Consider the following 22,113-nt stretch of genomic DNA (forward strand, 5'->3'; position numbering starts at 1 on the left):
TTGATCTGTGATGCGGCAGGCTGCCGATATGCGTACCCATGAGCATAAACACGCAGTTCAGGCAGCCGCGTTCAGGCGTTCTTCGGCCAATTGCGACAGTGCCTTGTCGGCGCCACATTCTTCTTTCAATGTTTCATTCAGAAGATCCGCCGCTTGCGGATAACCAAGCTGCTTTGCCCAGGCGACAAGTGTGCCGTAGCGCGCAATCTCGTAATGCTCGACCGCCTGCGCCAGCGAGATGAGCGCCGCATCCATCGTTCCGGTATCATCTATTTCCGCTGTCAGGCCATCGGCCTCGTCAATCAGGCCTACCATGGCGTCGCATTTCGCGCCGCGCGCGGCTTTGCCAAGGCCCTTGAACACCTCTTCAAGTCGGATAACGTGGGTCTCTGTCTCGTCGCAATGCGACGAAAGGGCCGCCTTCAGCTTCGGGTCGGTTGCCTTGCGCTCCATTTTCGGCAGCACCTTTAGGATCTTGCGTTCGGTATAAAGCACGTCTTTCAGTGTATGAAGGAATAGGTCGTCCAGAGTCTCAATGGTCATTGGATCGCTCCTGATGGTTATGGGCCTTGGCATTTCACTGCGGGCCTTTCGATACGGCCTGCGACGACAAACTACGGGACCGGATTGTGCATCCGGTGCAGGTTACTGCCTGAAGGTCATCCCGGGCGCCGGTCATGGATGTCCACAGCCATCAACTGAACGCAGTCCAGCGGTTCCAGGGCATCGCTGAACTGACGAAGGGCTGTCAGTTGCTGGTGCCTGAACTTGTCCGCCTGCGCCTTGTTCTGCGCCGAAAAATTCGCTGGCCGGATCAGGCGATCAGCCTCGTAGGCATCGGAAAGCAAACGAATAAGCAGCGCTGCAGAATTTCTCTTGGGCATCGGTGTTTCCTTATGGCGCGGATATGGCGTGACGTTCGGGATAGCTGGCGCTCAGAGAAGGACCACAATGATGATGATGACCAGAAGCGGGACACCAAGAAACCAGGCGATGATGGCAGGCATGGAGTCTTTCCTTTCAGGGTTCAGAAGCAGCAGTCGCGGAAAGAAGGCGACACCGGTATCCCATGCCCGTCCGTCGCGGACTGGCGAACAACCGCTATCGCTGCAGTCACGTCATCAACACAGACCTTGGGCGCTTCTTCGTTCAGGTTGCTGCCGGCCGCTACAAACTGTGGCAGATAGCGGCGACCGCGCCCGGAAATCGTTGGAATTATCCTTTGTCCTGATGCGCTGGCTCAGGCCAGTCCCACAAAACTGAGGATAGCGATGACAACGACAATGGCGCCGACGATATAGATGATCTGATGCATGGGTGGCTCCTTCAGATGTTTTCGTGCGATCGTGCCTGAAGCACGCCCGGGCAGTCAGAAAACTATTACCGTGAAATTACAGATGCTGAGGAAGGGGAGGGAAAGCCCCGGCTGCATTCTCACTGGCCCGACTGCCCGGCCTACTCGTGACACGCTACGCTTCGTGACATGAAGTTACGGCTTTCCTGCGCGCGTCGGTAGGATCGGAATCTACTCATGCGTGCGTGGGGTTCATGTTGTCGGTGACTACTCAGCAGGCGCAAGATTGACGTTTCGGGATGTGCGGAACTCTGATACTGGTGTGATCGCAGGTACAAAATGATGTACCTCTGGAGGTCGCCATGTCCGAGCACGAAGCGCGCACCGGCCTGCCTGTCATTGCGATTGGCGCGTCTGCCGGGGGTCTGGAAGCGAGTCGTGCGCTGCTGAAAGAGCTGCCGGGCGATGTGCAGGCAGCATTCATCCTGATCCTGCACCTTGATCCTTCGCATGACAGCATGATGGTGGATCTTCTGGCAAACCACACGAAGCTGAAGGTTGTTCAGGCTGCGGACGGTATGACGTTACAGGCGGGTTATCTGTATGTCATCCCACCCGGGGTTTTCCTGACAGTCGCGCAACGAACGATGTGTCTGACCGCACCCGATGGCGGTAAGTCGGTCCGGCTGCCTTATGATGTTCTGCTGCGCTCGCTTGCAAAAGATGCCGCAGAGCTGTCGGGTTGCATCGTTCTGTCGGGCACAGGATCAGATGGAAGTCTGGGTATCGCCGATATTCATGCGGCTGGGGGGCTGGTGATTGCACAAGACCCAGAAGACGCAGGATATCCCGGCATGCCCGAAAGCGCCATCGCAACCGGGTTTGTCGCCCGGACACTGCCAGCCAGCCAAATGGTTGCCGCGCTGGAACAATTCGCAGGCCGCGCGCCGCACGGGATCAGCCCCGCCAAGAACCAGTTGCCAGAGCAACACGACACGGCTGATCCCGCGTCCATCGCGCCAGCGGTGGATTACAGAGAACTTCTGTCCTTTCTCGACGACCATACGACGCAGGACATTGCGCTTTACAAACCTGGCACGTTGGAACGGCGCATCGGGCGTCGTATGGCGATGGTTGGTCTTGGGGCGGGCGAGGTGGCGCGCTATCTCGACATTCTGAAAGCAGATGCTGACGAGCGGGCGCAGCTTTCGGCTGATCTACTTATCCATGTAACCAGTTTTTTCCGTGACCCAGGGGTGTTCGAGCATTTATCCGCGCGTGTTGTGCCCGACCTTTTGGCAGGATTGGCAGCGGATCAGCCACTACGGGTCTGGGTGGCCGGGTGCAGCACTGGCGAAGAAGCCTATAGCCTTGCCATGACGTTCACAGAGGTCATGGAAAACATCGGCAGCAAAGCCGGATTACAGATCCTTGCTTCTGATATCGATCCGGATGCCATCACCGCAGCGCGGGCGGGTTTTTTCACCAAAGACATAGAGGCCGATGTATCGCCGGAGCGTCTGGCAAGGTTTTTCGTCCCAGAAAACGGGGGCTGGCGGGTCACTTCGGCGCTGCGCGACCAGATCGTTTTCACTGTGGCGGATCTGCTGTCGGACCCGCCATTTTCCAGAATTGACCTGGTGTCCTGCCGCAATGTGCTGATCTATCTGGGACCGGAAGCGCAGAAACGGGTGATTGCGCGCTGCTGTTTTGCCCTGCGTCAAGGGGGGTTGCTGCTGCTCGGGTCGGCAGAAATGCCGGGTCAGGGCGATACATGCTTTGCGGTGGCCGACAAGGACTCTCGCTTATGGCAACGGGTCGGGAAAAGCCATACCGGGGATTTGCATTTTGCCGCTGGAAAACGGGAAGAAACGGCCCTCATGCCCGGCCAGACCCTAGGTCGCCGCAACTCTCTGGCTGATCTGTGCAGAAGGCTGGTGCTGGAAAATTACGCGCCTGCGGCGGCATTGCTGAACGCGCAACTTGATTGTGTTTACCTGCTTGGACCCACTGAAAAGTATCTGAAGGTTTCGCAGGGCCATCTTGGTCCTGGTATTCTGGGCATGCTTCCCAAAAGCCTGCGCGTAAGATTCCGCGCGGCTGTTGCGTCCTGTAAAGCCGGGAATCCTTTGGCAAGGGTCACAGGTGGCCGCATTTCAGGGACGTCAGGATTTGACATTGCCCTGCATACTGTCTCCGGTGGGCCAGAACCACTGTTTCTTGCCTGCTTTATTGATGTTGTGCGTGCGCGCCCTGAAACATCCGGGTCTGATGCAGCCGCCGCTCAGGACAGGCAGAAATCTGATCTGGAAGCCGATCTGGAAGCCACGCGCAGTGATTTATCTGACGCGCTGCGCGATCTGGAAGACGAGGTAGAGGCGCATGGGGCAGATCGTGCCGAGGCACTCTCGATCAATGAGGAGTTCCAGTCCACAAATGAAGAACTTCTGGCGTCGAAAGAAGAACTGCAATCACTAAACGAAGAACTGACCGCGCTGAACAGCCAGTTGCAAGAAACGCTGGAGCGGCACCGCATCACGGCCAATGATCTGCAAAACGTGCTGTTCAGCACCGATGTCGCGACCCTGTTTCTGGACCTCGATCTGAACATCCGTTTCTTCACCCCTGCCACGCGCGCGATCTTTCGCCTGATCGCGTCGGACATTGGTCGCCCGCTGGCGGATCTTGCCTCGGTCACGCGCGATGATGACCCAACCGAAGATGCCCGTGCCGTGCTTCGCTTCTCCGAACCGATCGAGCGTGAAATTGCCGGTGCTGATGCACAATGGTTCCTGCGCCGTGTCCAGCCATATCGCGCCGAAGGCGGGCATTTCGAGGGTGTGGTGATCACCTATGTCGATATCACCGAACGGAAAAGCATAAACGCGGCGCTGGTCGCGGCCACACTGGAGGCCGATCGCGCGACCCGTGCCAAATCGCGGTTTCTTGCCTCTGCCAGCCACGATCTGCGCCAGCCAATGCAAGCAATGGCACTGCTGAATGCGCTGATCGCAAGGCATAAACGTTCCAGCGAAGGGGCGCGGCTGACCGCCCTTCTGGACCAGACTCTTACCTCCATGACAGCGATGCTGGATTCGATGCTGGATGTGAACCGGATCGATTCCGGCGTAGTTCGTCCGGTGATGCGGCCTGTGGCCATCGCGCCCCTGCTGCAGCGCCTTGAGGATGAGTTTGCGCCGCAATGCGAACTGAAGCGCCTGAAACTGCGTTCCGTGCCCTGCACAGCATGGGTGCAGACGGATCCGCAACTTCTGGAGCAGATGTTGCGAAACCTGTTATCCAATGCGCTGAAATACACGCTGGACGGCGGAATCCTGTTGGGCTGTCGGCGGCGTGGCACGTCACTGACGGTTCAGGTCTACGACACCGGGATCGGTGTGCCGAAATCCGAAACCAGCACGATTTTTGACGCTTATCATCAGGGATCAGAAGTACAGGCGCTTGCCGGGCATGGGCTTGGACTGGGCCTGTCCATTGTGCAGCGGCTGGGAAAACTGATGGATCATCCGGTCGATGTCCGTTCAAAACCTGGCAAGGGATCGGCCTTCATGGTGACTCTTCCGATCGTCGAAGCCGCACCTGATGAAGCCCTGCCCGTACAGCAGTCACTTGCCGCTGCGCCCCCGGCAGTCCGCCACGGTGTCATCCTGCTGGTAGAGGATGAAGGACCGCTGCGGGAATTGCTGAAAGAATATCTTGTCAAAGAAGGGCATACAGTCATTGCCCATGCGAATGCAAAGGATGCACTGTCCTGGGCCAGCGATGATGCAGCCCAGCCCGATCTGCTGCTGACGGATTACGATCTGCGCGGCGGGACCAGCGGCCTGCGTCTGGCCCAGGATCTTCCCGATGTGCTGGGCAATGCGGTGCCGACCATCATGCTGACAGGCGATATTACAGCCGAGACATTGAAAGCCATTGGCGCGACAGATTTCAGGCAGGTTACCAAACCGGTAATGCCGCAGGTGTTGCTGGCACTGATTTCCGACATGCTACAAGCAACGCATCGTGCAAGATCGCGTAAAGCGCTGCGCACGGACGCATCCGATTCAACGGTACATGTTGTTGATGACGACCCGATGATCCGTGAAACCATGCGCCGACTGTTCGAAGCAGAAGGCTGGAACGTTATCTGTCACGCCTCGGCCGAAGATTTTCTTGCCTTGCCGCGCCCTGATTCCGTTGCCTGCCTGCTGGTTGACGCCATCTTGCCCGGAATGAGCGGGGTTGACCTTCTGACCCTGTTGCAGACCGAGAATTCGCAGATGCCCGCAGTGATGCTGACCGGCCATGGCGATGCCGCAATGGCGGTCGCCGGGATGAAGGCCGGCGCGTCGGACCTGATTGAAAAACCCGCAAGCGCTGCGGAACTGCTGGCAAGTGTTCGCCATGCCGTCAGGATGGCGCGGAACGGCCCCGCGCGAACTGGCTCTCGCAAAATCGCCAATCAGCGCTTCGCCAAGCTGACAGCCCGCGAACGCCAGGTTTTGGCACATGTCCTGGCGGGCGAACCCAACAAGATTATTGCCGCCGATCTGGGGATCAATCAACGCACGGTCGAAAATCACCGCGCTGCGGTGATGCGCAAGACCGGGGCCGCGTCATTGCCCGCGCTGGTGCGCATGGCGTTGGCGGCTGATGTGCAGGAAGCGTAGCGCGCGATCCGGTTTGCCGCCCAAACGCCCGAAAGCCAGCGTGGCAGGACGCGTCGTTTTCGGAACACAAGTCCGGTTGCGGGGTTACTTGGACAGGGAGGTCGTTGCGTTGGCACGGCTTACGTAGGCCATGCTGACCGCCCATCGCCAAGGAAAATCTCATGTCAACCAGTCTCGCGGCCTCGATGCGCCGCAATATGCGCCACCTGCGTGGCCAGGCCAAGGCCGTTCGCAAAACCCAAAAGGCCGTGGCCATCACCGTGGTCAATGCCGCCTATGCCCCATTGACTGCGTTCAATGCGAAAGTGGCAAAGCAGCGCAAGGTACGAAAACAAGCCGTCGGTCGGTCACTTGGCGTTGCGGTAAACCAGTTGCGCGCAGGGCAACCCCTGATGCCCGCAGCGTTTGCAAGCACGGGGCAACGTCATCTTGTGCCCAAGGTTCCCGACGGGGCGCGATACCTTACGCGGCGGTATCGGTGCATGGCTGGCGCACGGCGCTATAAATTGTATCTGCCAGCCAGTCAGCCGAAACAGCCCAAGGGCCTGATCATCATGCTGCATGGTTGCCGCCAGTCCCCGGATAATTTTGCTGCAGGCACCCATATGAACCAATTGGCTGAGAAACATGGCCTCGCCATCGCTTACCCGCAACAAACCCGGCAGAACAACGCAGCCTTGTGCTGGAACTGGTTCAGGCCGGGTGATCAGGCGAAAGGGTCGGGCGAGCCTGCGATACTGGCGGCGCTTACGCGCAAGCTGATGAAAGAACTCGGCGTGGGCAGGGACAGAACCTTTGTGGCCGGATTGTCGGCAGGCGGCGCAATGGCTGCGATTCTTGTCGATGAATATCCGGAGGTTTTTGCAGGTGCCGGAATCCATTCAGGTCTGGCGAGAGGCGCGGCAAATGATGTGATCTCTGCCATGTCAGCCATGCGCAATGGCAGCGCTGTGGAACATACCCCTGCCATCGTGGTGGCATCCCGATCCGTGCGCCGCATCATCTTTCATGGTGGCAGTGACAGCACGGTTCACCCTTCCAATGCGGTAAACATCGTCACGGCTGCACTGGGAAAAGATGCGATACCTTCGCAAGTCGTTACCCGATCAGTACGTGGCCGCGCTTATATCAAAAGCACTTATCCGGCATCGGCGGGTGCTGGGCCGCTGGAACTGTGGTCCGTGACAGGCGCAGGGCACGCCTGGTCCGGTGGCCGGAAGTCAGGATCATATACCGACAGCAGGGGTCCGGACGCATCTGCTCAGATGATCCGGTTCTTTCTGGCAAAACCCGCCTGAGGCAGGCTGCATGTGGAACGACAGGTATACGCGCGCGTTCTCTCTCTGTAGCTGATCGTGATTAAACCGGCTGTGTTCCCGATACGATTGCCCGGAAGCGCGCGCCAGATATTCCACGACCAGTCACAACCCGACAGGGGCCACCTGTTGCCATAAATCCCGAACGACAGGGATCAAGGAGACTGTTATGACACAACCAGCCAATACCCAGACCGGAACCGGCACTGGCGGCGCCTTCGCCTTCGTGCGCGATGGCTATGCGCGGGTCGAACCGCATGATCTGAAAGCATCCGATATCGAAAGCGCCACGGTATACGGCCGCAATGACGAAACTATCGGCACCATCAACTCACTCAGGGTCGGAACGGACGGCAAGATCACCGACGCCGTTGTCGACGTTGGCGGATTTCTGGGCATGGGCGCGCATTCTGTTTTGCTGCCGTTCAACCAGTTGAATGTCCAGCGCGAAACAGGCGGGTCTGCCGTGCGTGTAAATCTGGACACCACGAAAGAAAAGCTCAAGGCGATACCTCAGTATACTGCCTGAACTGCCCCCTGATGACTGACGACAAAGGCCGCACAAGAAATTGTGCGGCCTTTTTCAGTAAAGTCCCGGCATGATCAGTCATGGCCGGTCTGGCCATGCTGACAGGTCAGGATGGTATCAGTTTGACGCCTGATAGCGCGGCAGTTCCTGAATCTGGTCTTTGGACGCATCAACATAGATGCGCACATCCGCAAACCCTTCGGTTGTCATGATGCTCAGTTCATCAAACCCGATAGAGGCTTGGCTGCTGCCAATGCCAAGGAATCCGCCGAAATCGATGATGATACTTGTGATGGTACCGTCTTCATCAAGGATCATGTCATCGACCGTGCCGACGGTCTCGTCGTTCATGTCATAGACTTCCTCGCCGATCAGCATCTCTGTAGAGACATCACCTGCCTCTGCACGGACATAACCTTCACGGTCGACCTGAGGGGCGGCGAAACCTGTCCGGGCACGTTGGTCTTGTTGTGTGCCTTCGGCATCTGCCGTTGCGTCGGTCATTGCAGCAGTCCGATCATAGGCCGGTGCCTCCGTGAGCATTTCGGCATCAGCATTCACCATCACATAGATCTGCGACCGGTCATCAGCGTCCGAGGCAAATGTGATCTGGTCCATCGTCACGGCGATGTCCTGTTCGCCCAGACCAAGGAATCCACCGACACCAACGATAAGCGCGCGAACCTGACCATCATTCGACAGAATGATTTCATTGATCTGACCGATATGTTCCATATTCTCCAGATCGGACGGGTTCATCATCGACATGCCACCGCCGCCGTCTGAATGCTGACGCGCCTGATTGTCATCAGCGCGGGCCTGCCCATCCGCCGCGGCTGCCTGACCTTCTGCTGCGCTGGATTGACCGTCGTTGGAACGGGCTTCGTTCTGGCCAGTGAGCCGTGCATAGACGTTCTGGCCCATCAGTTCGGACGCGAAGATATCCGACTCTCCGCGCGCAGACATGAAGGCAGAACCTGTGCCGTTCTGCTGCTGCGTTTCAGTTTGCGCCGCAGAGCCAGTCGTCTGTGCAAACGCCATGCCCGGAACACCAAGTGCAAGGACAAGGGCTGTGGTTGAAAGTAGCTTGTTCATTTGGAAACCTCCACGGGCAGGTGACATATCGACAGCCGATCGTCTGTCCGCCCAACAAGATAGAAACGTGGGCCCGCCCGCTCCGTTCCTTTTGCCGCCGCGCTTGCTGTTCGCTGTCTGTCTGGTGCGCGCGTGTCATCCCGCTCCTGGATTTCCTTCATTTGCCGATGAGAAGGTTTTCATGAATCACAGCTGCCGCACCACGTCTACTGTCCGAAGACCCGCATAAACATGCAGGATTCGCGCGCGATGATCGATTTGTATGAAATGATTGTTTTCTCAAGCACAGCTAATTGCTATAGTGGTGGATGAAAAATTTCACTTTTTTCGAAATGGTAGTACGTTCATGCGAATTGATGACTTCGATAAGAAAATACTTGTCACTCTTCAGTCTGACGGTAACATGTCTGTTGCTAAGGTCGCTGATGTGGTCGGGCTTTCGGCCACACCCTGTTGGCGGCGAATTCAACGCCTTGAAAAAGAAGGGTATATCGAAAAGCGTATCGCTGTTCTGAACCCCGCGAAACTGGGGCTGGCGCTGACGGTCTTCGTCATGATCAAGACCGACCGGCACAACCTGGAATGGCTGGAACGGTTCAAATTCGTGGTTTCCGGCATGCCGGAAATCATTGAAGTCAACAGGCTGGCGGGCGAATTCGATTACCTGCTGAAGGTCATTACGCAGGATAACCAATCCTATGATGCATTCTACCGGCGCCTCATCGCCAAGGTCGAGCTCAGCAATGTCACCTCCTGTTTCTCGATGGAACAGGTCAAACGCATCACCGAACTCCCCATCGGTGCCGTCGGATTGGATCACACGGATCCGTGAGGGGCTGATCGGAGAGGGGCAGGCCATCTGCGGCCCCTTCGGTCCCCGCCCGCTTGTCTATACTGATTACACCGCATCGGGCCGCGCACTGGATTTCATCGAAGATGCAATCGCGCTGTCGGTGCTGCCACTCTATGGAAACACGCATACAGAAACGTCGGCGACGGGCATGCACACTACCCATCTGCGCGAACTGGCCCGCAAGGCGGTGCGGGAAGGGCTGGGGGCAACCGACGATCATGCGGTTATCTTCACCGGATCGGGCGCGACCGGCGCGATCGACCGCTTCGCCCGCATCCTGGGCCTGCACCGGGGACAGAACCCGCGCCCCGTGGTCTTTGTCGGCCCGTTCGAGCATCATTCCAACGACCTGATCTGGCGCGAGTCCGAGGTGGACCTGGTTCGCATCCCGACCGATCCGCATGGCCGACCTGATGTTTCCGTCTTGCGCACAGAACTGGCCCGTCGACGTGACACAGGGCTGAAGCTGGGCGCATTCTCCATGGCGTCGAACGTGACAGGGGTGTGCAGCGATCTGCGTTCATTGGCACGCGCAATGCACGATCATGGTGGAATAATTGCCTGCGATTTCGCCGCTGCCGGTCCGTATGTTCCCATCGACATGGCCGAAAGCACACCTGGCGCGGGTGACGGGTTAGATGCGGTCTTCTTGTCACCACACAAGTTTCCGGGCGGGCCGGGCACATCCGGCGTACTGGCCCTGCGACGGGATCTGTGTACCGGACCGGTGCCTGCCCTGCCGGGGGGTGGCACTGTCAGCTATGTCACGGAACACGCCCATGCTTATGTCACCGACCCCGAGCGGCGCGAGGAAGCGGGAACCCCCGGCATCGTGGAGAATATCCGCACCGGCATGGTGTTGCGCCTGAAACATCTGGTCGGCGCAAACGAGATGGAGCACCGCGAAACAACAGCCGTGTGCCGCGCGCTGGACGCCTGGACCACCACACCGGGAATCGAGGTACTGGGTCCGCAAGGCACTGACCGGCTGGGTATTTTCAGCCTCAATATCCGCGTGGGCCAACGACATCTGCATCACAACCTTGTCGTCGCAATGCTGAACGATATTTTCGGTATTCAGGCACGCGGCGGTTGTTCCTGTGCCGGACCTTACGGCCACGACCTGCTGAAGATAGGCCCCGAACAGGCAGCGCGCCATCAGGCGCTGGTCAGCCGGGGCTTGTCGCTGTACCGGCCCGGCTGGGCGCGACTGGGACTGACCTGGTTCCACGACGAAGCCACGATTGCCTATGTCATCGACGCGCTGCGCTTCATCGCCCGTCATGGCACCGATCTGATGCGGCTTTATGATGTCGACCGGTCCAATGGCGTCTGGCGCGCGCGCGGTGCGGCGCAGGCGGATATGCCTGTCGATCTGGCGGAATTGTTCGATGCGCGGCCGCAACCTGTACTGCCACCCGATTTCGGGGCATGCATGGACAAGGCGCGCGAATTGGTTAAGACAGCACAGACGACCCAACCGGTTCCTGCGCCCGATACCTGCGCCGAGGAAGATGCACTGCGCTGGTTCTGGTGGCCTGCCGAGGCCGATGAGGCCGCAAAAGCAAGCGTCGCGATGTACGAGGGAACAATATGAACACACAACACCCCTGCCCGACCAAACAGCTGCGTGGACTAAAGGCCCTGAACGCGCGCGTGCGCTATGATCTGGACTGTCTGAACCTGCCAGCGAACAACTGGGTGCCGCCCACCACCTCGCCCACCGGGGAACATGTGCATGACGTGGTGGTCATGGGGGGCGGCATGTGCGGCCTGGTCGCCGGATTCGCGCTGATTTCCGGCGGGATGCGCAACATGCGCATCCTTGATCGCAACCCCGCCGGGGCCGAAGGTCCCTGGATCACCTATGCACGGATGGAGACGCTGCGCTCGCCCAAGACCCTGCCGGGGCCATCCTTCGGAATGGGTTGCCTGACATTCCGTGCCTGGTTCGAAGCACAGTTCGGTACTGCAGAATGGGATGCGCTGGACAAAATCCCGCGCACCATGTGGATGGATTATCTGCGCTGGTATCGAGATGTCCTCGATCTGCCGGTGGAAAACGGCATCGAGATTACCCGGGTCGTGCCCGAGGGCGAACTCTTGCGCCTGATGCTGAAAGGCGGCGAGCAGGACAGCATTCTGACCCGTCATCTGGTGATGGCCACAGGCCGTGACGGGACCGGCGGCCCGAACATCCCTGATTTCGTACAAACGCTGCCCGACCACGCCTGGGCCCATTCGGCCGACGAGATCGACTTCGGTGCCCTGCGCGGCAAGCGGGTCGCGGTTGTGGGCGTAGGGGCGTCGGCGGTGGACAATGCAGCCGAGGCGCTGGAACACGGCGCATCAGAAGTGCGCCATCTTATCCGCCGCACCGAGATGCCCACAATCAACAAGATGATGGGCATCGGCAGCTTTGGCTTCACCCACGGCTATGCCGGTCTCAGCGATATGTGGCGCTGGAAGATCATGCATTATTCCTTTGTCACCCAGACACCCAGTCCACGGGGGTCCACCTTGCGGGTCAGCCGACATCCCAACGCCTATTTCCATTTTGGCACCGGTGTTCAATCCGCCCGGATGGACGGCGAGGAGATCGTGATCACCACCCCCAAGGGCGAGCTACGCAGCGATTTTATGATCCTTGGCACTGGCTTCCGCATCGAGGCAGCGGCCCGGCCCGAACTGGAAGGCTATGCCGACAAGATCCTGCTGTGGCGCGACGTATACCAGCCCCCGCCGGAACTCGTACATCCGGAGTTGGGCAACTTTCCCTATGTCGCCCGGGATTTCGCCTTTCAGGAACGCACGCCGGGCACCGCCCCCTGGCTGAAACGGATTTACTGCTTCAACTACGGCGCCACGGTCAGTCTGGGAAAAGTCAGCGGCGACATTCCCGGCATCTCCAAGGGGGCCAGCTGGCTTGCAGGCGGAATCGCGCGGGCCCTCTATGCCGAGGATGTCAATAAACACTGGCAGGCCCTTCTGGATTACGACAAACCTGAACTTCTGGGCGACGAATGGCGGGCCTCAGACTGGCCGGAGGATGCAAAATGAACGATCACATTCTTGAACGCGCGGCGAATGTGCCTGCCACCGGTCCCCTGGCCGAGGCACTGCGGACCCGCTCCCGCCTGATGGAACTGACGCAGGCGAGCCATGACGCGGCGCTGCGTCCCGCGACACCGGGCAGTATTTCCTTCACCGAACGCGCAGCACTTGCCGCACGCATGGTGCAGATATGCAAGGATTCGGCCCTGGCAGACCATTACATCGGTCTGGCAGGTGCCACCGTACCTGCCTGGGCCACCCCCGACACGCGGGCCGATGATGCCCGCCTTGATGCCCTGATCGCTTATGCGGACAAGATCACCCTCTCCCCCCGCGACGCGACGCCCGAGGATATCGACGCATTGCGCGCGGCGGGCATCGACGAGGGGGATATCGTGCGTCTGGCCGGGCTTGTCGCCTTCGTGAATTATCAACTGCGCGTGGCCAAGGTTCTGCGGGCGATGGGAGGAACCAGATGAGCCGCGTTATCCGAAAATTCACCACCCGTGTGCCGCAATGGCGACCCCATGTCACCCCTGTGGATCTGGACACCGCCACCGATGAGCAGCGCGACGCCCTGTCCGAAACGCCGTCCAACACCAAAATCTCGGATTACGTGCTGGTGCTGGCACATGACCCGCAGGCACTGGGCGCGCGCACGCCATTGTTCAACGGCATCATGTATGACGAAGGTGGCTTGAGCCGGGCCGAGCGCGAGTTGGGCGCAGTCGCTGCCAGCTTCGTGAACCGCTGCATCTATTGCGCCGCGGTACATGCAAGCCGCTATAACAAACTCAAGGGCGAGGAAAGCACCATGCAGAAGGTGTTTTTCGATGGTGAGAAAGCTGATCTGCCGCCCCGTGAAGCCGCTATCCTGAAATTTGGCGTCCGCCTGTCGCAATGCCCGCCAGAGATCACACCAAAGGATATCGACACTTTGCGCGAACAGGGGCTGAATGAACTGGCAATCCTTGATCTTACATTGTCCACGGCACTGTTTGGCTGGGCGAACCGCCTGATGCACACACTGGGCGAACCTGTGGACAACCGTATCTGACCCCCCCAAGAAACGAGTGCGGCCAGAAGCCGCCCTTGCCACAACAGGAGAAAGCAGACATGAAATTTATCAAACCTCTACTGATAACCGGCGCTGCGATGCTGATCGCGGTTCCCGCCGCCGCGCAGACCCTGCGTCTGGCCACGGTGGTCAACGCGCCTCATCCGTGGATCGATGCTGCCGAACTGTTCAAGGCCGAGCTTGAGGCGAACACCGGCCTGACTGTCGAAATATTCCCCGGCGGCCAGTTGGGCGACGACGCCACTGTCGTGGACGAAATGCGTATCGGCACGGTCGATGTGATCATCGGCGGTGTTGGCAATATTGCCCCTTTCGTGCGCAGCTTCGAGTTTTTCGCTCTGAACTATCTGTTCGAGAACATGGACGAGTTTGAGGCAGTGACCGACCCGGAGAGCGAGATCTTCGGTTATTACGCCGATCAGGTGGCGGGGGCAGATGTAGGCCTGCACCTGCTGGCATTGACCGGCGGCGGCACGCGCAATCTGTCCAGCGCGGCCGGCCCTGTAAGTGAACCCGGCGATCTGGAAGGCGTCCGGATGCGCACCACCGGCGCGCAACTTGATCAGCGGATGTGGCAGGCGATGGGCGCGGTGACCTCCTCCTTGCCATGGACCGAACTTTATACCGGGGTGCAGACCGGCGTCGTACAGGCGTTCGAAAGTACGATCAGCGGCTATTACGGCAGCCGCCTCTATGAGGTTGCACCATATCACGCCCGGACCGAGCATCAGATCATGATGAGCCATATCTCGATCAGCACCCTTACCTGGGACCGGCTGAACGAGGAAGAAAAGGCCGCTGTGACCGACGCCGCCCGCCTGGCCGGTCTGCATGGCACAGAGATGGGTGTGAAATACGACACAGAACTTCTGGAACGCTTCGCAGAGCAGGGCATAACGGTGACAGAGGTGGACACTTCGGCTTTCGCCGCCCGCGTGGCCGATCTGCACGATCAGATCGCCGAAGATCTGGGCGTCAGCCATCTGTTGCAGACTGTACGCGAGCTGCGCTGAGCAACCTTGCGCCCGGCGGCCCCTGCCGGGCGTTTTCACCGTGATCCTTTGTCGAGGACAAAATGAACACCCTCCGCGCTGTCAATTCGATGATCGAACAGGTGTTCATGCTGATCGCCGGAAGCTTGTTCGCAGTCTTCATAGCCACGATTTTCTATCAGGTTCTTGCGCGGAACTGGCTGGTAATCTCTGTCGGCTGGACAGATGAGATCGCCCTGATGTGCTTTGTGTGGTCGGTATTTCTGGGGGCAGCGGTGGCGCTGCGGCGGCGGGTGCATTATGTCGTAGAAATTTTGCCTGACACATGGGTGAATTCTACAAACGCATTACGGCTGTTCGGTGCGCTGGCCTGCATTCCGGTGATCTACGTGCTGGTGTTCAACGGCTATATCCTGACCGGCATGGGCTGGCGGCGGGCTTCGGTCGCGCTACGTCTGCCGCTTGCCTGGATATTCATGTCCATTCCGGTTGCGGGTGTGGCGATGGCACTGTTTTCGGTCGAGGTGATCCTTGACGATATCCGGCGGTTCCGATCAGGCCAGCCCGCAGAACACCCCCCAGAGGATCTCTGAACTGATGCCTCCCATTTTCACCCTTATCGTCAGCTTTCTGGTCCTTATCGTCCTGCGCGTGCCGATTGCCTTTGCCATCGCGCTGGCCTCGATGCTGACGATCTGGCAACTGGGCCTGCCGCTGACTTCGGTGGTGAACCAGATGTTCGCGTCGATAAATTCCTTTCCCCTGCTCGCGGTGCCATTCTTTCTGCTGCTGGGCAGGCTGATGAATGACGGCGGGATTACCGACCGGCTGCTGAAATTCGCGGATTCGACCGTGGGCCATATCCGCGGCGGGTTGGGGCATATCAACGTCATGGTATCGATGATGTTCGCGTCCCTCTCTGGTTCTGGGGCGGCGGACACGGCCAGCATCGGCGCAGTGCTGATACCAGCAATGAAAAAGGCGGGCTACCCTGCGGCCTTCGCAGTGGCCCTGACTGCTGCCTCAAGTGTGCTTGGTGGTATTATTCCCCCTTCAATTCTGATGGTGATCTATGGCGCCTTTGGCAATGTCTCGATCGGGGCCTTGTTTCTGGGGGGCATTGTTCCCGGCATTCTGATCGGGTTGAGCCAGATGGGCTACACCTATTATATCGCGCGCAAACTCGACATTCGGCCCGAGGGCAGCTTCTCGATGTGCAACGTCGCGCGGACAGGCGTTCACGCCCTGCCGCCCATGGTCCTGCCCGTCATCATTCTGGGCGGGATCACGTTGGGAATATTCACCGCGACCGAGGCCGCCGCAATCGCTGTCGTGATCGGGCTGGCGCTTGCCATGCTGCTTTACCGCTCGATCGGTATCATGCAGTTGCCGCGCATCCTGTCGGATTCTGTCATTGCCTATTCCTTGCCGATGTTCGCGGTCGCGGCGGCCGGCATCATGGGCTGGCTGATCTCTTATATGGGTATCGCGCGTGATGTCGCGGAATTCATGATCTCGGTCACGCAGACCCGGATCGGACTGATGCTGATGGTGGGCGGGTTCCTTCTGATGATCGGAACAGTGCTTAGCCCGGTAACTGCGGTGATCATATTCCTGCCGATCATCCAGCAAATCGCCAATGTTGGCGGAATCGACCATGTTCATATGGGGCTGGTTGTGGTGCTGACTCTGACACTCGGGCTGATCACACCGCCCTATGGCATCTGCCTGCTTATCGCGACACAGATCGGCAATGTCTCCACCCCGCGGGCGTTCGTCGCGATTGCGCCGCTGATACTTCTTGTGCTGTTGATCATTGTGGCCGGGATCCTCTTTCCGCAGCTGTTCCTGTTCCTGCCACAGACCTTCATGCCCGATGCTTTCCCGGGACTTCGCTAGGCATGGTCGCACAGATGTCACCTTGATTGCCCCCCCGGCACACGGCTGTTAATCTGAAGGCAGAGCATTGAAAACTACACTGAAACTACCCCCGAACGAACAAACAACAGGAGAGTAAGATATGCTTCGAATATTCCTTTGCAGTTCCGCGCTGTTGGTGGCAAACGCCGCTGGTGCCGATACGCTTCGCATTGTCGTGCCCTTTTCCCCGGGCGGGGCGCAGGACACGCTGGCGCGCTGGTATGCCCAGCATATCGACGAACGGACTGAGTATTCTGTGATCGTGGACAACCGCCCCGGCGCAGGTGGTTCGCTGGCTGCTGACGAAGTTGCACAGGCCGATCCTGACGGCTGGACAATCCTGCAGGCCTCAGGTGGGGCGATCACCATCGCACCGCATCTGCGCGACCTGCCCTATGACCCGCAAAGCGACTTCGCCCCTGTCGCCCTTTTCGCCGATACGCCCATGACCCTTGCCGTGCGCGCCGACAGCGCGTTCGAAAGCATCGAAGACGTGATTGCCGCCGCCGAGGCCGATCCCGGCGGGGTGGCCTATGCCTCGACCGGGCATACCTCGGTTTCGCACCTGACCGGCGCGCTGCTGGCGCAGGCTGCGGGCATCGATTTGATGCATGTGCCGTATCAGGGGGCGGCCCCGGGCCTTGCGGACCTTCTGGGCGGGATTGTGCCGCTGATGGTGACCAGTGCGGCCTCTATCGACCAGATGGTGGAATCGGGTGACGCCCGGGTATTGGCGGTATTCTCGCCCGTGTCGCTGTCCAACCTCGAAGGTGTGCCCACGATCGAAGATGCGTTGGACGCCGAGAACCTTAATAGCCCCGTATGGGCCGGGTACCTTGCCCCTGCGGGCACACCGCAGGAACGTATCGATGAATTGAGCCAGCTCATCGTCGATATCTGTGAAATGCCCGAGACACAGGAACGATACCTGAGCCTTGGCGCGACGCTGGTCTGTGGTGATGCAGACGCATTGGCCGCTGTCATGGACGAAGACTACACCCGCTGGGGCGCGGTGATCGAGGCCGCTGGCATCGAGGCAGAGTAACCGCGCGCGCCTGACCGCGTCCGGCCGGCCCTTTGCGCCGATGCCGGACGCGGCCCCATTGCCCACCGCCACGCGCGAAACTACCGGAGTGGACCAGATGAAGCAAAAAGATATCGGCGACATTCTTGGCGGTGCCCTGATGATCGGGTTCGGCATCTTCGCCATGATCTATGCGCAACGCTACAGCTTTGGCAGCGTATCTCAGATGGGGCCGGGGTTCTTTCCGGTAGTTCTGGGCGGGGTTCTGGCGGTGCTGGGCGCACTGATCATCCTGCCCGCCCTTGCCCGCCCCGGGCCTGACCTGGAATTCAACTGGAAGACACTGTTCTTCGTGATCGGCGCGATCATTGTCTTCGCGTTCACGCTGCGCCCACTGGGTCTGATCGTCGCAACCATGGCGGCGGTGTTGCTCGCCGCTTCGGCTGAACGAAAATTCTCACTGAAGGGGCGTGTGCTGCTCGCGGCGGGAATCGCAGCGCTGGTTTTTGTCATTTTCCGTGTCGGGCTGCGGATGAATATTCCCGTTTGGCCGAGGGGGTTCTGAGATGGGCGTTTTCGAAGGGCTTCTTCTGGGTTTTGAAACAGCGATGCGGCCTGAAACCCTGCTTTACTGCTTTTTCGGGGTCTTTTTGGGGACTTTGATCGGTGTGCTGCCGGGAATCGGGACTTTGGCGACAATCTCGCTTCTGCTGCCGGTCACCTATCACATCGCGCCGATCCCGGCGCTGGTCATGCTGGCGGGCGTCTGGTACGGGGCGCAATATGGCGGCTCTATCGCGTCGATCCTGCTGAACCTGCCGGGCACGCCATCCTCTGCGGTGGTTTGCCTTGACGGCTACCCGATGACGCAACAGGGTCGTGCGGGCGTGGCATTATTCGTAACGACGATCGCGTCCTTCATCGGTTCGATGCTAGGCATTCTGGCGCTGGTGCTGTTCACCCCGGCAATCGCCGCCATTGCCCTGCAATTCGGGCCGGCGGAATATTTTACAATGATGCTACTGGGGCTTGTCGCGGCTTCGACCATTGCGGCTGGAACGCCCGCCAAAGGGCTTGCGATGGTGGTGCTGGGTCTGCTTCTGGGTACGGTAGGTACGGATGTGAACTCCGGCGTTGCGCGCTTTCACTTCGGCTTTGCGCAACTGCGCGATGGTATCTCGCTGGTGGCCCTTGCCATGGGGTTTTTCGGAATCGCCGAGGTCATCAACAGCGTCAACCGCAAGACCAGCGCTGCGATCCGCGAGAAATTCACCCTACGTTCCATGTTGCCCACCCGCACCGATCTGCGCCAGTCGGCCCTGCCCGTATTGCGCGGCACCGGCGTCGGCAGTTTTTTCGGGGCGCTGCCGGGCACAGGCACATCAATTGCATCCTTCATGGCCTATGCGCTGGAAAAGCGCGTGGCGCGTGACCCGTCGCGCTTCGGCAAAGGTGCGATAGAAGGGATCGCCGCGCCGGAGGCGTCTAACAACGCTGCCGCCCAAACCGCCTTTGTCCCCACGCTTGCACTGGGTATCCCGGGTTGTGCGACCATGGCGCTGATGCTGGGCGCACTGATTATCCATGGCATCCAGCCCGGGCCGCTGTTCATCTCGCAACAGCCTGAAATGTTCTGGGGCCTCGTGGTCAGCTTCGGCATCGGGAACATCCTGCTGGTGATCCTGAACCTGCCGCTGATCGGGGTCTGGGTGTCGATCCTGCGCACACCTTACCGGCTGCTTTATCCCGCGATCCTGATTTTCATCTGTATCGGGGTGTTCAGTGTGCGCAATAACCCCTTTGACATCTATATCGTCGCCCTGATGGGGGTGATGGGATATGTTCTTGCACGTTTCGGGTTTTCGGCAGCTCCGCTGTTGCTGGGTTTTGTGCTTGGCCCCCTGATGGAAGAAACGCTGCGCCGCACGCTGCTGCTCTCGCGCGGTGATCCCGCCGTCTTCATCGAACGGCCGATCAGCGCAACATTTCTGGCAATCACCGCAGTCCTGCTGATCTGGGGTTGCTATGGCAGCATCCGGTCCAGCCAGTCCAGGCGCGCGGCGATGCAGGCCCAGGCCGAGGCCCGCTCGGCCGAATGATCAGCGCACTGCCCGGGTTGTACCTGCCCGGGCCGCATCGCGCAGCGCATCCAGCGACAGCTCGTCCAGCCGCAGCGCCTCTATCAAGTCGCATTCCACCGCGAAATCGCGCCCATACATAGCCGATATCAGGTCTAGCCCCGCCTGATGCAGCCGTGCCTGCCGCCCCGACAAACGCCCCAGCAGGATGATGGGCACAAGCCCGAATGGCACATCCTCGGTCACATAGCGGCTGGACGGAGTCGCAGGCCCGTTCCCGCCCAGACCCCGGCGCTGCATTTCGGCGAACATGTCGGCAAGCGCGGCTTCCTGCGGTACATGATATGACAGGTGAAAATGCTCATGCACTGTGCGGACGCTCAGCCCAAGCCCCGCGGCGATGGCCAGCCGTTCACTGTCCAACGCCTCTAGCAGACGTGCAACCATTGGCGTCATATTCCCGACCTGGCTCCAGATTTCGCCCTTGTCCATGCGCGTGGCATTGCACAAGGCGATCCCCAGATGGTTTTGCGGGTTAAGATTGCTCAGCGCGATCGACAACAGATCATCGCGTAGCAGAAAACGCTCTCCGAACAATGATGTGCAAAGCGCCAGTCCGGCATCCGCCTGCCCCTCTGGCAGCACAGACATATCCACCCGCGCGCGCAGGTTTCCAACCCGCACCACATCCTGCGCGGGCATCTTGGCGGTCAGCGCTGTGGTGGACCAGGCGATGATCGGCGCGACGACCCCCTTCCCGGTCAGCAGATCACCCAGATAAAGCGCGCCAAAGGCCGTATGAGAGCTGATGATCACTGGCTGGCCCGGTCGGATATGCGGTGCCAGCGCATCAAGCACTGCGCGATGACCAAAGGCCGGCAAGGCCAGAACCAGCACATCCGCGCCATCGACCAGTGTGCCGACACTATCGATGAAGCGCAGCTCGCAGGGGGTTTCGACCGCGCCTTCCGCCTTTATCCTGCGCGAGGCGCAGTTGCCCCTTGGCGACCACAGTCGCACGGAATGACCCGCCTGTTCCAGAAAAGCTGCATAGCCGCAGGCGATTGCCCCGGCCCCGATGATCCCTACATTTTTCATGGTTGTCTGCCCCATGGCTCGCTTTGACCTGCCGCGTAGCCCTTGCCGCACGACGCGTCAAGCGCGCACGCATCGAACTCCAAGCCCTGTGTCGCGTCGCCCTTAATTGGTTTCTGCTTCACTCTGTTTGGCGGTGATGACGCATTCGGGCTCTGAGCAGCTCTGGACCGGCTCGACCGTGCATCGCGCGCTTGAGGGTCTTCAGCCGGTTGACCTGTCCTTCGGCCTGGCCGTTGCTACCAAGGTAGTTCGATGGCATTGCGCACCGCATCGATGTCGCGGTGTAGCGTGCAGGCAAATCGCATAATCGAGATGATGTTCGACTCGATGGCGTTGTCGATCCATGCATCAAGCGGGTCAGATTGTCGTCCGCGCAAGATACCCTTAAAGCGCATTGCGAGGCTCCGCATCGTGGCGAAGCCGGGGGATCCGGCCTTCAACGCGTCAACCTTTCGCGCCTGGTCTGGTGCCGATGTACCCCGTGGTTTGATACAAAGAGCCGCCGCAATGACCGGCGATATGGCATGGCCTGTTTGCGGATCCGCACGGGCTCAAGCCTTGCAGGACTGGTGACAAGATCGGTCGACGTCTGTTTTTCGGCCCTGCGCCACCCTGCCAGTAACCGCTGAAGATGCGAGTAGCTACCTTCATATCCTTGGCTCTGGATTTCGTGAAACAATTGCCTGCCCCGCCTGTTTCACTTCTTCCAGGAAACGGCGAGGATTTCTTCAAAGTACCAGGGCGACGTCGGCTTCAGTGTCGCCCTGCGCCGGTCAGGTAGCACTTCCGACTTCAGCCACTTCGCCACGCTATGGCGCCTGAACCCGGTCCGTCCCTCGATCTCGCTGCAAGACAGCCCCTGTTCGCGAAGCGCATGTATTGTCGTGAAGATCTCTTCACGAGACTTCCGATGAGCGAGGCGTGATCGCTGCAGGTGAATGTCCGTGCTGATGTTGTCCGCATCGGACAGGAGCGCTCGGCCAGTCGCGCGACCATGCATGTTCATCTGTTCTTCGATGGCCTGCCGCAGATTCTGCACAGTGCGATCCTCGAGGATATCGATCACGACATGCCGTTCGAGATCAACGATAATGGTTCCGTATGTT

General features: G+C 59.5%; 18 protein-coding genes and 1 pseudogene. 14 read left to right on the forward strand and 5 right to left on the reverse strand.

Features of this window, described 5'->3' with window-relative positions; all coding sequences use genetic code 11:
• Positions 1-57: 57 nt before the first annotated feature.
• Positions 58-543, reverse strand: a complete 486-nt coding sequence (locus tag PUT78_RS14680; protein ID WP_274353023.1) for a YciE/YciF ferroxidase family protein — start codon at positions 541-543, stop codon at positions 58-60.
• A gap of 116 nt (positions 544-659) precedes the next feature.
• Entirely contained in the window at positions 660-884 is a 225-nt protein-coding gene (locus tag PUT78_RS14685; RefSeq protein ID WP_274353024.1) for a hypothetical protein, read from the reverse strand.
• 772 nt (positions 885-1,656) lie between these two features.
• Between PUT78_RS14685 and PUT78_RS14690 the strand changes: the two genes are divergently transcribed.
• The 3 genes from PUT78_RS14690 (at position 1,657) to PUT78_RS14700 (ending at position 7,815) form a co-directional block, all read left to right on the forward strand.
• A complete protein-coding gene (locus PUT78_RS14690; protein WP_274353025.1) occupies positions 1,657-5,970 on the forward strand; it encodes a chemotaxis protein CheB in 4,314 nt (1,437 codons plus the stop codon).
• A gap of 161 nt (positions 5,971-6,131) precedes the next feature.
• The gene (locus PUT78_RS14695) at positions 6,132-7,268 is read left to right on the forward strand and encodes an extracellular catalytic domain type 1 short-chain-length polyhydroxyalkanoate depolymerase (protein WP_274353026.1); all 1,137 of its coding nucleotides are present in this window, start codon (positions 6,132-6,134) and stop codon (positions 7,266-7,268) included.
• 187 nt (positions 7,269-7,455) lie between these two features.
• On the forward strand, positions 7,456-7,815 hold the full coding sequence (locus PUT78_RS14700; protein ID WP_274353027.1) for a PRC-barrel domain-containing protein: 360 nt from the start codon (positions 7,456-7,458) through the stop codon (positions 7,813-7,815).
• Positions 7,816-7,932: 117 nt separating this feature from the next.
• Here PUT78_RS14700 and PUT78_RS14705 read toward each other — a convergent pair whose 3' ends face one another.
• A complete protein-coding gene (locus tag PUT78_RS14705; protein WP_274353028.1) occupies positions 7,933-8,910 on the reverse strand; it encodes a PRC-barrel domain-containing protein in 978 nt (325 codons plus the stop codon).
• A 304-nt stretch (positions 8,911-9,214) separates the two neighbouring features.
• Here PUT78_RS14705 and PUT78_RS14710 point away from each other — a divergent pair, with 304 nt between their 5' ends.
• The 11 genes from PUT78_RS14710 to PUT78_RS14760 all read left to right on the forward strand — a co-directional run bounded on the left by PUT78_RS14710 (position 9,215) and on the right by PUT78_RS14760 (position 19,930).
• Positions 9,215-9,742 carry an Lrp/AsnC family transcriptional regulator gene (locus PUT78_RS14710; RefSeq protein WP_274353029.1) on the forward strand — a complete coding sequence of 176 codons (528 nt, stop codon included), beginning with the start codon at positions 9,215-9,217 and terminating at the stop codon, positions 9,740-9,742.
• Positions 9,711-11,360, forward strand: coding sequence for an aminotransferase class V-fold PLP-dependent enzyme (locus tag PUT78_RS14715; RefSeq protein ID WP_274353030.1), 1,650 nt, complete (start codon positions 9,711-9,713; stop codon positions 11,358-11,360). Before PUT78_RS14710 ends, PUT78_RS14715 begins: the two co-directional genes overlap by 32 nt.
• Positions 11,357-12,823, forward strand: coding sequence for an NAD(P)-binding domain-containing protein (locus PUT78_RS14720; RefSeq protein ID WP_274353031.1), 1,467 nt, complete (start codon positions 11,357-11,359; stop codon positions 12,821-12,823). Before PUT78_RS14715 ends, PUT78_RS14720 begins: the two co-directional genes overlap by 4 nt.
• Positions 12,820-13,296, forward strand: a complete 477-nt coding sequence (locus PUT78_RS14725) for a CMD domain-containing protein (RefSeq protein WP_274353032.1) — start codon at positions 12,820-12,822, stop codon at positions 13,294-13,296. Before PUT78_RS14720 ends, PUT78_RS14725 begins: the two co-directional genes overlap by 4 nt.
• Complete coding sequence (locus tag PUT78_RS14730) at positions 13,293-13,874, forward strand: peroxidase-related enzyme (protein ID WP_274353033.1); 582 nt, start codon at positions 13,293-13,295, stop codon at positions 13,872-13,874. Before PUT78_RS14725 ends, PUT78_RS14730 begins: the two co-directional genes overlap by 4 nt.
• 59 nt (positions 13,875-13,933) lie before the next feature.
• The gene (locus tag PUT78_RS14735) at positions 13,934-14,908 is read left to right on the forward strand and encodes a TRAP transporter substrate-binding protein (RefSeq protein ID WP_274353034.1); all 975 of its coding nucleotides are present in this window, start codon (positions 13,934-13,936) and stop codon (positions 14,906-14,908) included.
• A gap of 62 nt (positions 14,909-14,970) precedes the next feature.
• On the forward strand, positions 14,971-15,480 hold the full coding sequence (locus PUT78_RS14740; protein WP_274353035.1) for a TRAP transporter small permease: 510 nt from the start codon (positions 14,971-14,973) through the stop codon (positions 15,478-15,480).
• Between the two features lie 4 nt (positions 15,481-15,484).
• On the forward strand, positions 15,485-16,786 hold the full coding sequence (locus PUT78_RS14745; protein ID WP_274353036.1) for a TRAP transporter large permease: 1,302 nt from the start codon (positions 15,485-15,487) through the stop codon (positions 16,784-16,786).
• A 121-nt stretch (positions 16,787-16,907) separates the two neighbouring features.
• Complete coding sequence (locus PUT78_RS14750) at positions 16,908-17,852, forward strand: Bug family tripartite tricarboxylate transporter substrate binding protein (RefSeq protein ID WP_274353037.1); 945 nt, start codon at positions 16,908-16,910, stop codon at positions 17,850-17,852.
• 97 nt (positions 17,853-17,949) lie between these two features.
• Entirely contained in the window at positions 17,950-18,396 is a 447-nt protein-coding gene (locus tag PUT78_RS14755; RefSeq protein ID WP_274353038.1) for a tripartite tricarboxylate transporter TctB family protein, read from the forward strand.
• Between the two features lies 1 nt (position 18,397).
• A complete protein-coding gene (locus PUT78_RS14760) occupies positions 18,398-19,930 on the forward strand; it encodes a tripartite tricarboxylate transporter permease (RefSeq protein WP_274353039.1) in 1,533 nt (510 codons plus the stop codon).
• Here PUT78_RS14760 and PUT78_RS14765 read toward each other — a convergent pair whose 3' ends face one another.
• Both PUT78_RS14765 and PUT78_RS23815 read right to left on the reverse strand, forming a co-directional pair.
• Positions 19,931-21,007, reverse strand: a complete 1,077-nt coding sequence (locus PUT78_RS14765; RefSeq protein WP_274353040.1) for an NAD/NADP-dependent octopine/nopaline dehydrogenase family protein — start codon at positions 21,005-21,007, stop codon at positions 19,931-19,933.
• Positions 21,008-21,125: 118 nt separating this feature from the next.
• Positions 21,126-22,113: pseudogene (locus tag PUT78_RS23815) on the reverse strand (transposase); the annotation flags it as partial.

Source organism: Roseinatronobacter alkalisoli, assembly GCF_028745735.1.
Taxonomy (GTDB): domain Bacteria; phylum Pseudomonadota; class Alphaproteobacteria; order Rhodobacterales; family Rhodobacteraceae; genus Roseinatronobacter; species Roseinatronobacter alkalisoli.

Coding starts and splice junctions, on each gene's coding strand:
- PUT78_RS14700 (WP_274353027.1), top strand. CDS start 7,456: ATGACACAACCAGCCAATACCCAGACCGGAACCGGCACTGGCGGCGCC.
- PUT78_RS14690 (WP_274353025.1), top strand. CDS start 1,657: ATGTCCGAGCACGAAGCGCGCACCGGCCTGCCTGTCATTGCGATTGGC.
- PUT78_RS14730 (WP_274353033.1), top strand. CDS start 13,293: ATGAGCCGCGTTATCCGAAAATTCACCACCCGTGTGCCGCAATGGCGA.
- PUT78_RS14765 (WP_274353040.1), bottom strand. CDS start 21,007: ATGAAAAATGTAGGGATCATCGGGGCCGGGGCAATCGCCTGCGGCTAT.
- PUT78_RS14695 (WP_274353026.1), top strand. CDS start 6,132: ATGTCAACCAGTCTCGCGGCCTCGATGCGCCGCAATATGCGCCACCTG.
- PUT78_RS14755 (WP_274353038.1), top strand. CDS start 17,950: ATGAAGCAAAAAGATATCGGCGACATTCTTGGCGGTGCCCTGATGATC.
- PUT78_RS14760 (WP_274353039.1), top strand. CDS start 18,398: ATGGGCGTTTTCGAAGGGCTTCTTCTGGGTTTTGAAACAGCGATGCGG.
- PUT78_RS14680 (WP_274353023.1), bottom strand. CDS start 543: ATGACCATTGAGACTCTGGACGACCTATTCCTTCATACACTGAAAGAC.
- PUT78_RS14705 (WP_274353028.1), bottom strand. CDS start 8,910: ATGAACAAGCTACTTTCAACCACAGCCCTTGTCCTTGCACTTGGTGTT.
- PUT78_RS14735 (WP_274353034.1), top strand. CDS start 13,934: ATGAAATTTATCAAACCTCTACTGATAACCGGCGCTGCGATGCTGATC.
- PUT78_RS14720 (WP_274353031.1), top strand. CDS start 11,357: ATGAACACACAACACCCCTGCCCGACCAAACAGCTGCGTGGACTAAAG.
- PUT78_RS14685 (WP_274353024.1), bottom strand. CDS start 884: ATGCCCAAGAGAAATTCTGCAGCGCTGCTTATTCGTTTGCTTTCCGAT.
- PUT78_RS14745 (WP_274353036.1), top strand. CDS start 15,485: ATGCCTCCCATTTTCACCCTTATCGTCAGCTTTCTGGTCCTTATCGTC.
- PUT78_RS14750 (WP_274353037.1), top strand. CDS start 16,908: ATGCTTCGAATATTCCTTTGCAGTTCCGCGCTGTTGGTGGCAAACGCC.
- PUT78_RS14740 (WP_274353035.1), top strand. CDS start 14,971: ATGAACACCCTCCGCGCTGTCAATTCGATGATCGAACAGGTGTTCATG.
- PUT78_RS14725 (WP_274353032.1), top strand. CDS start 12,820: ATGAACGATCACATTCTTGAACGCGCGGCGAATGTGCCTGCCACCGGT.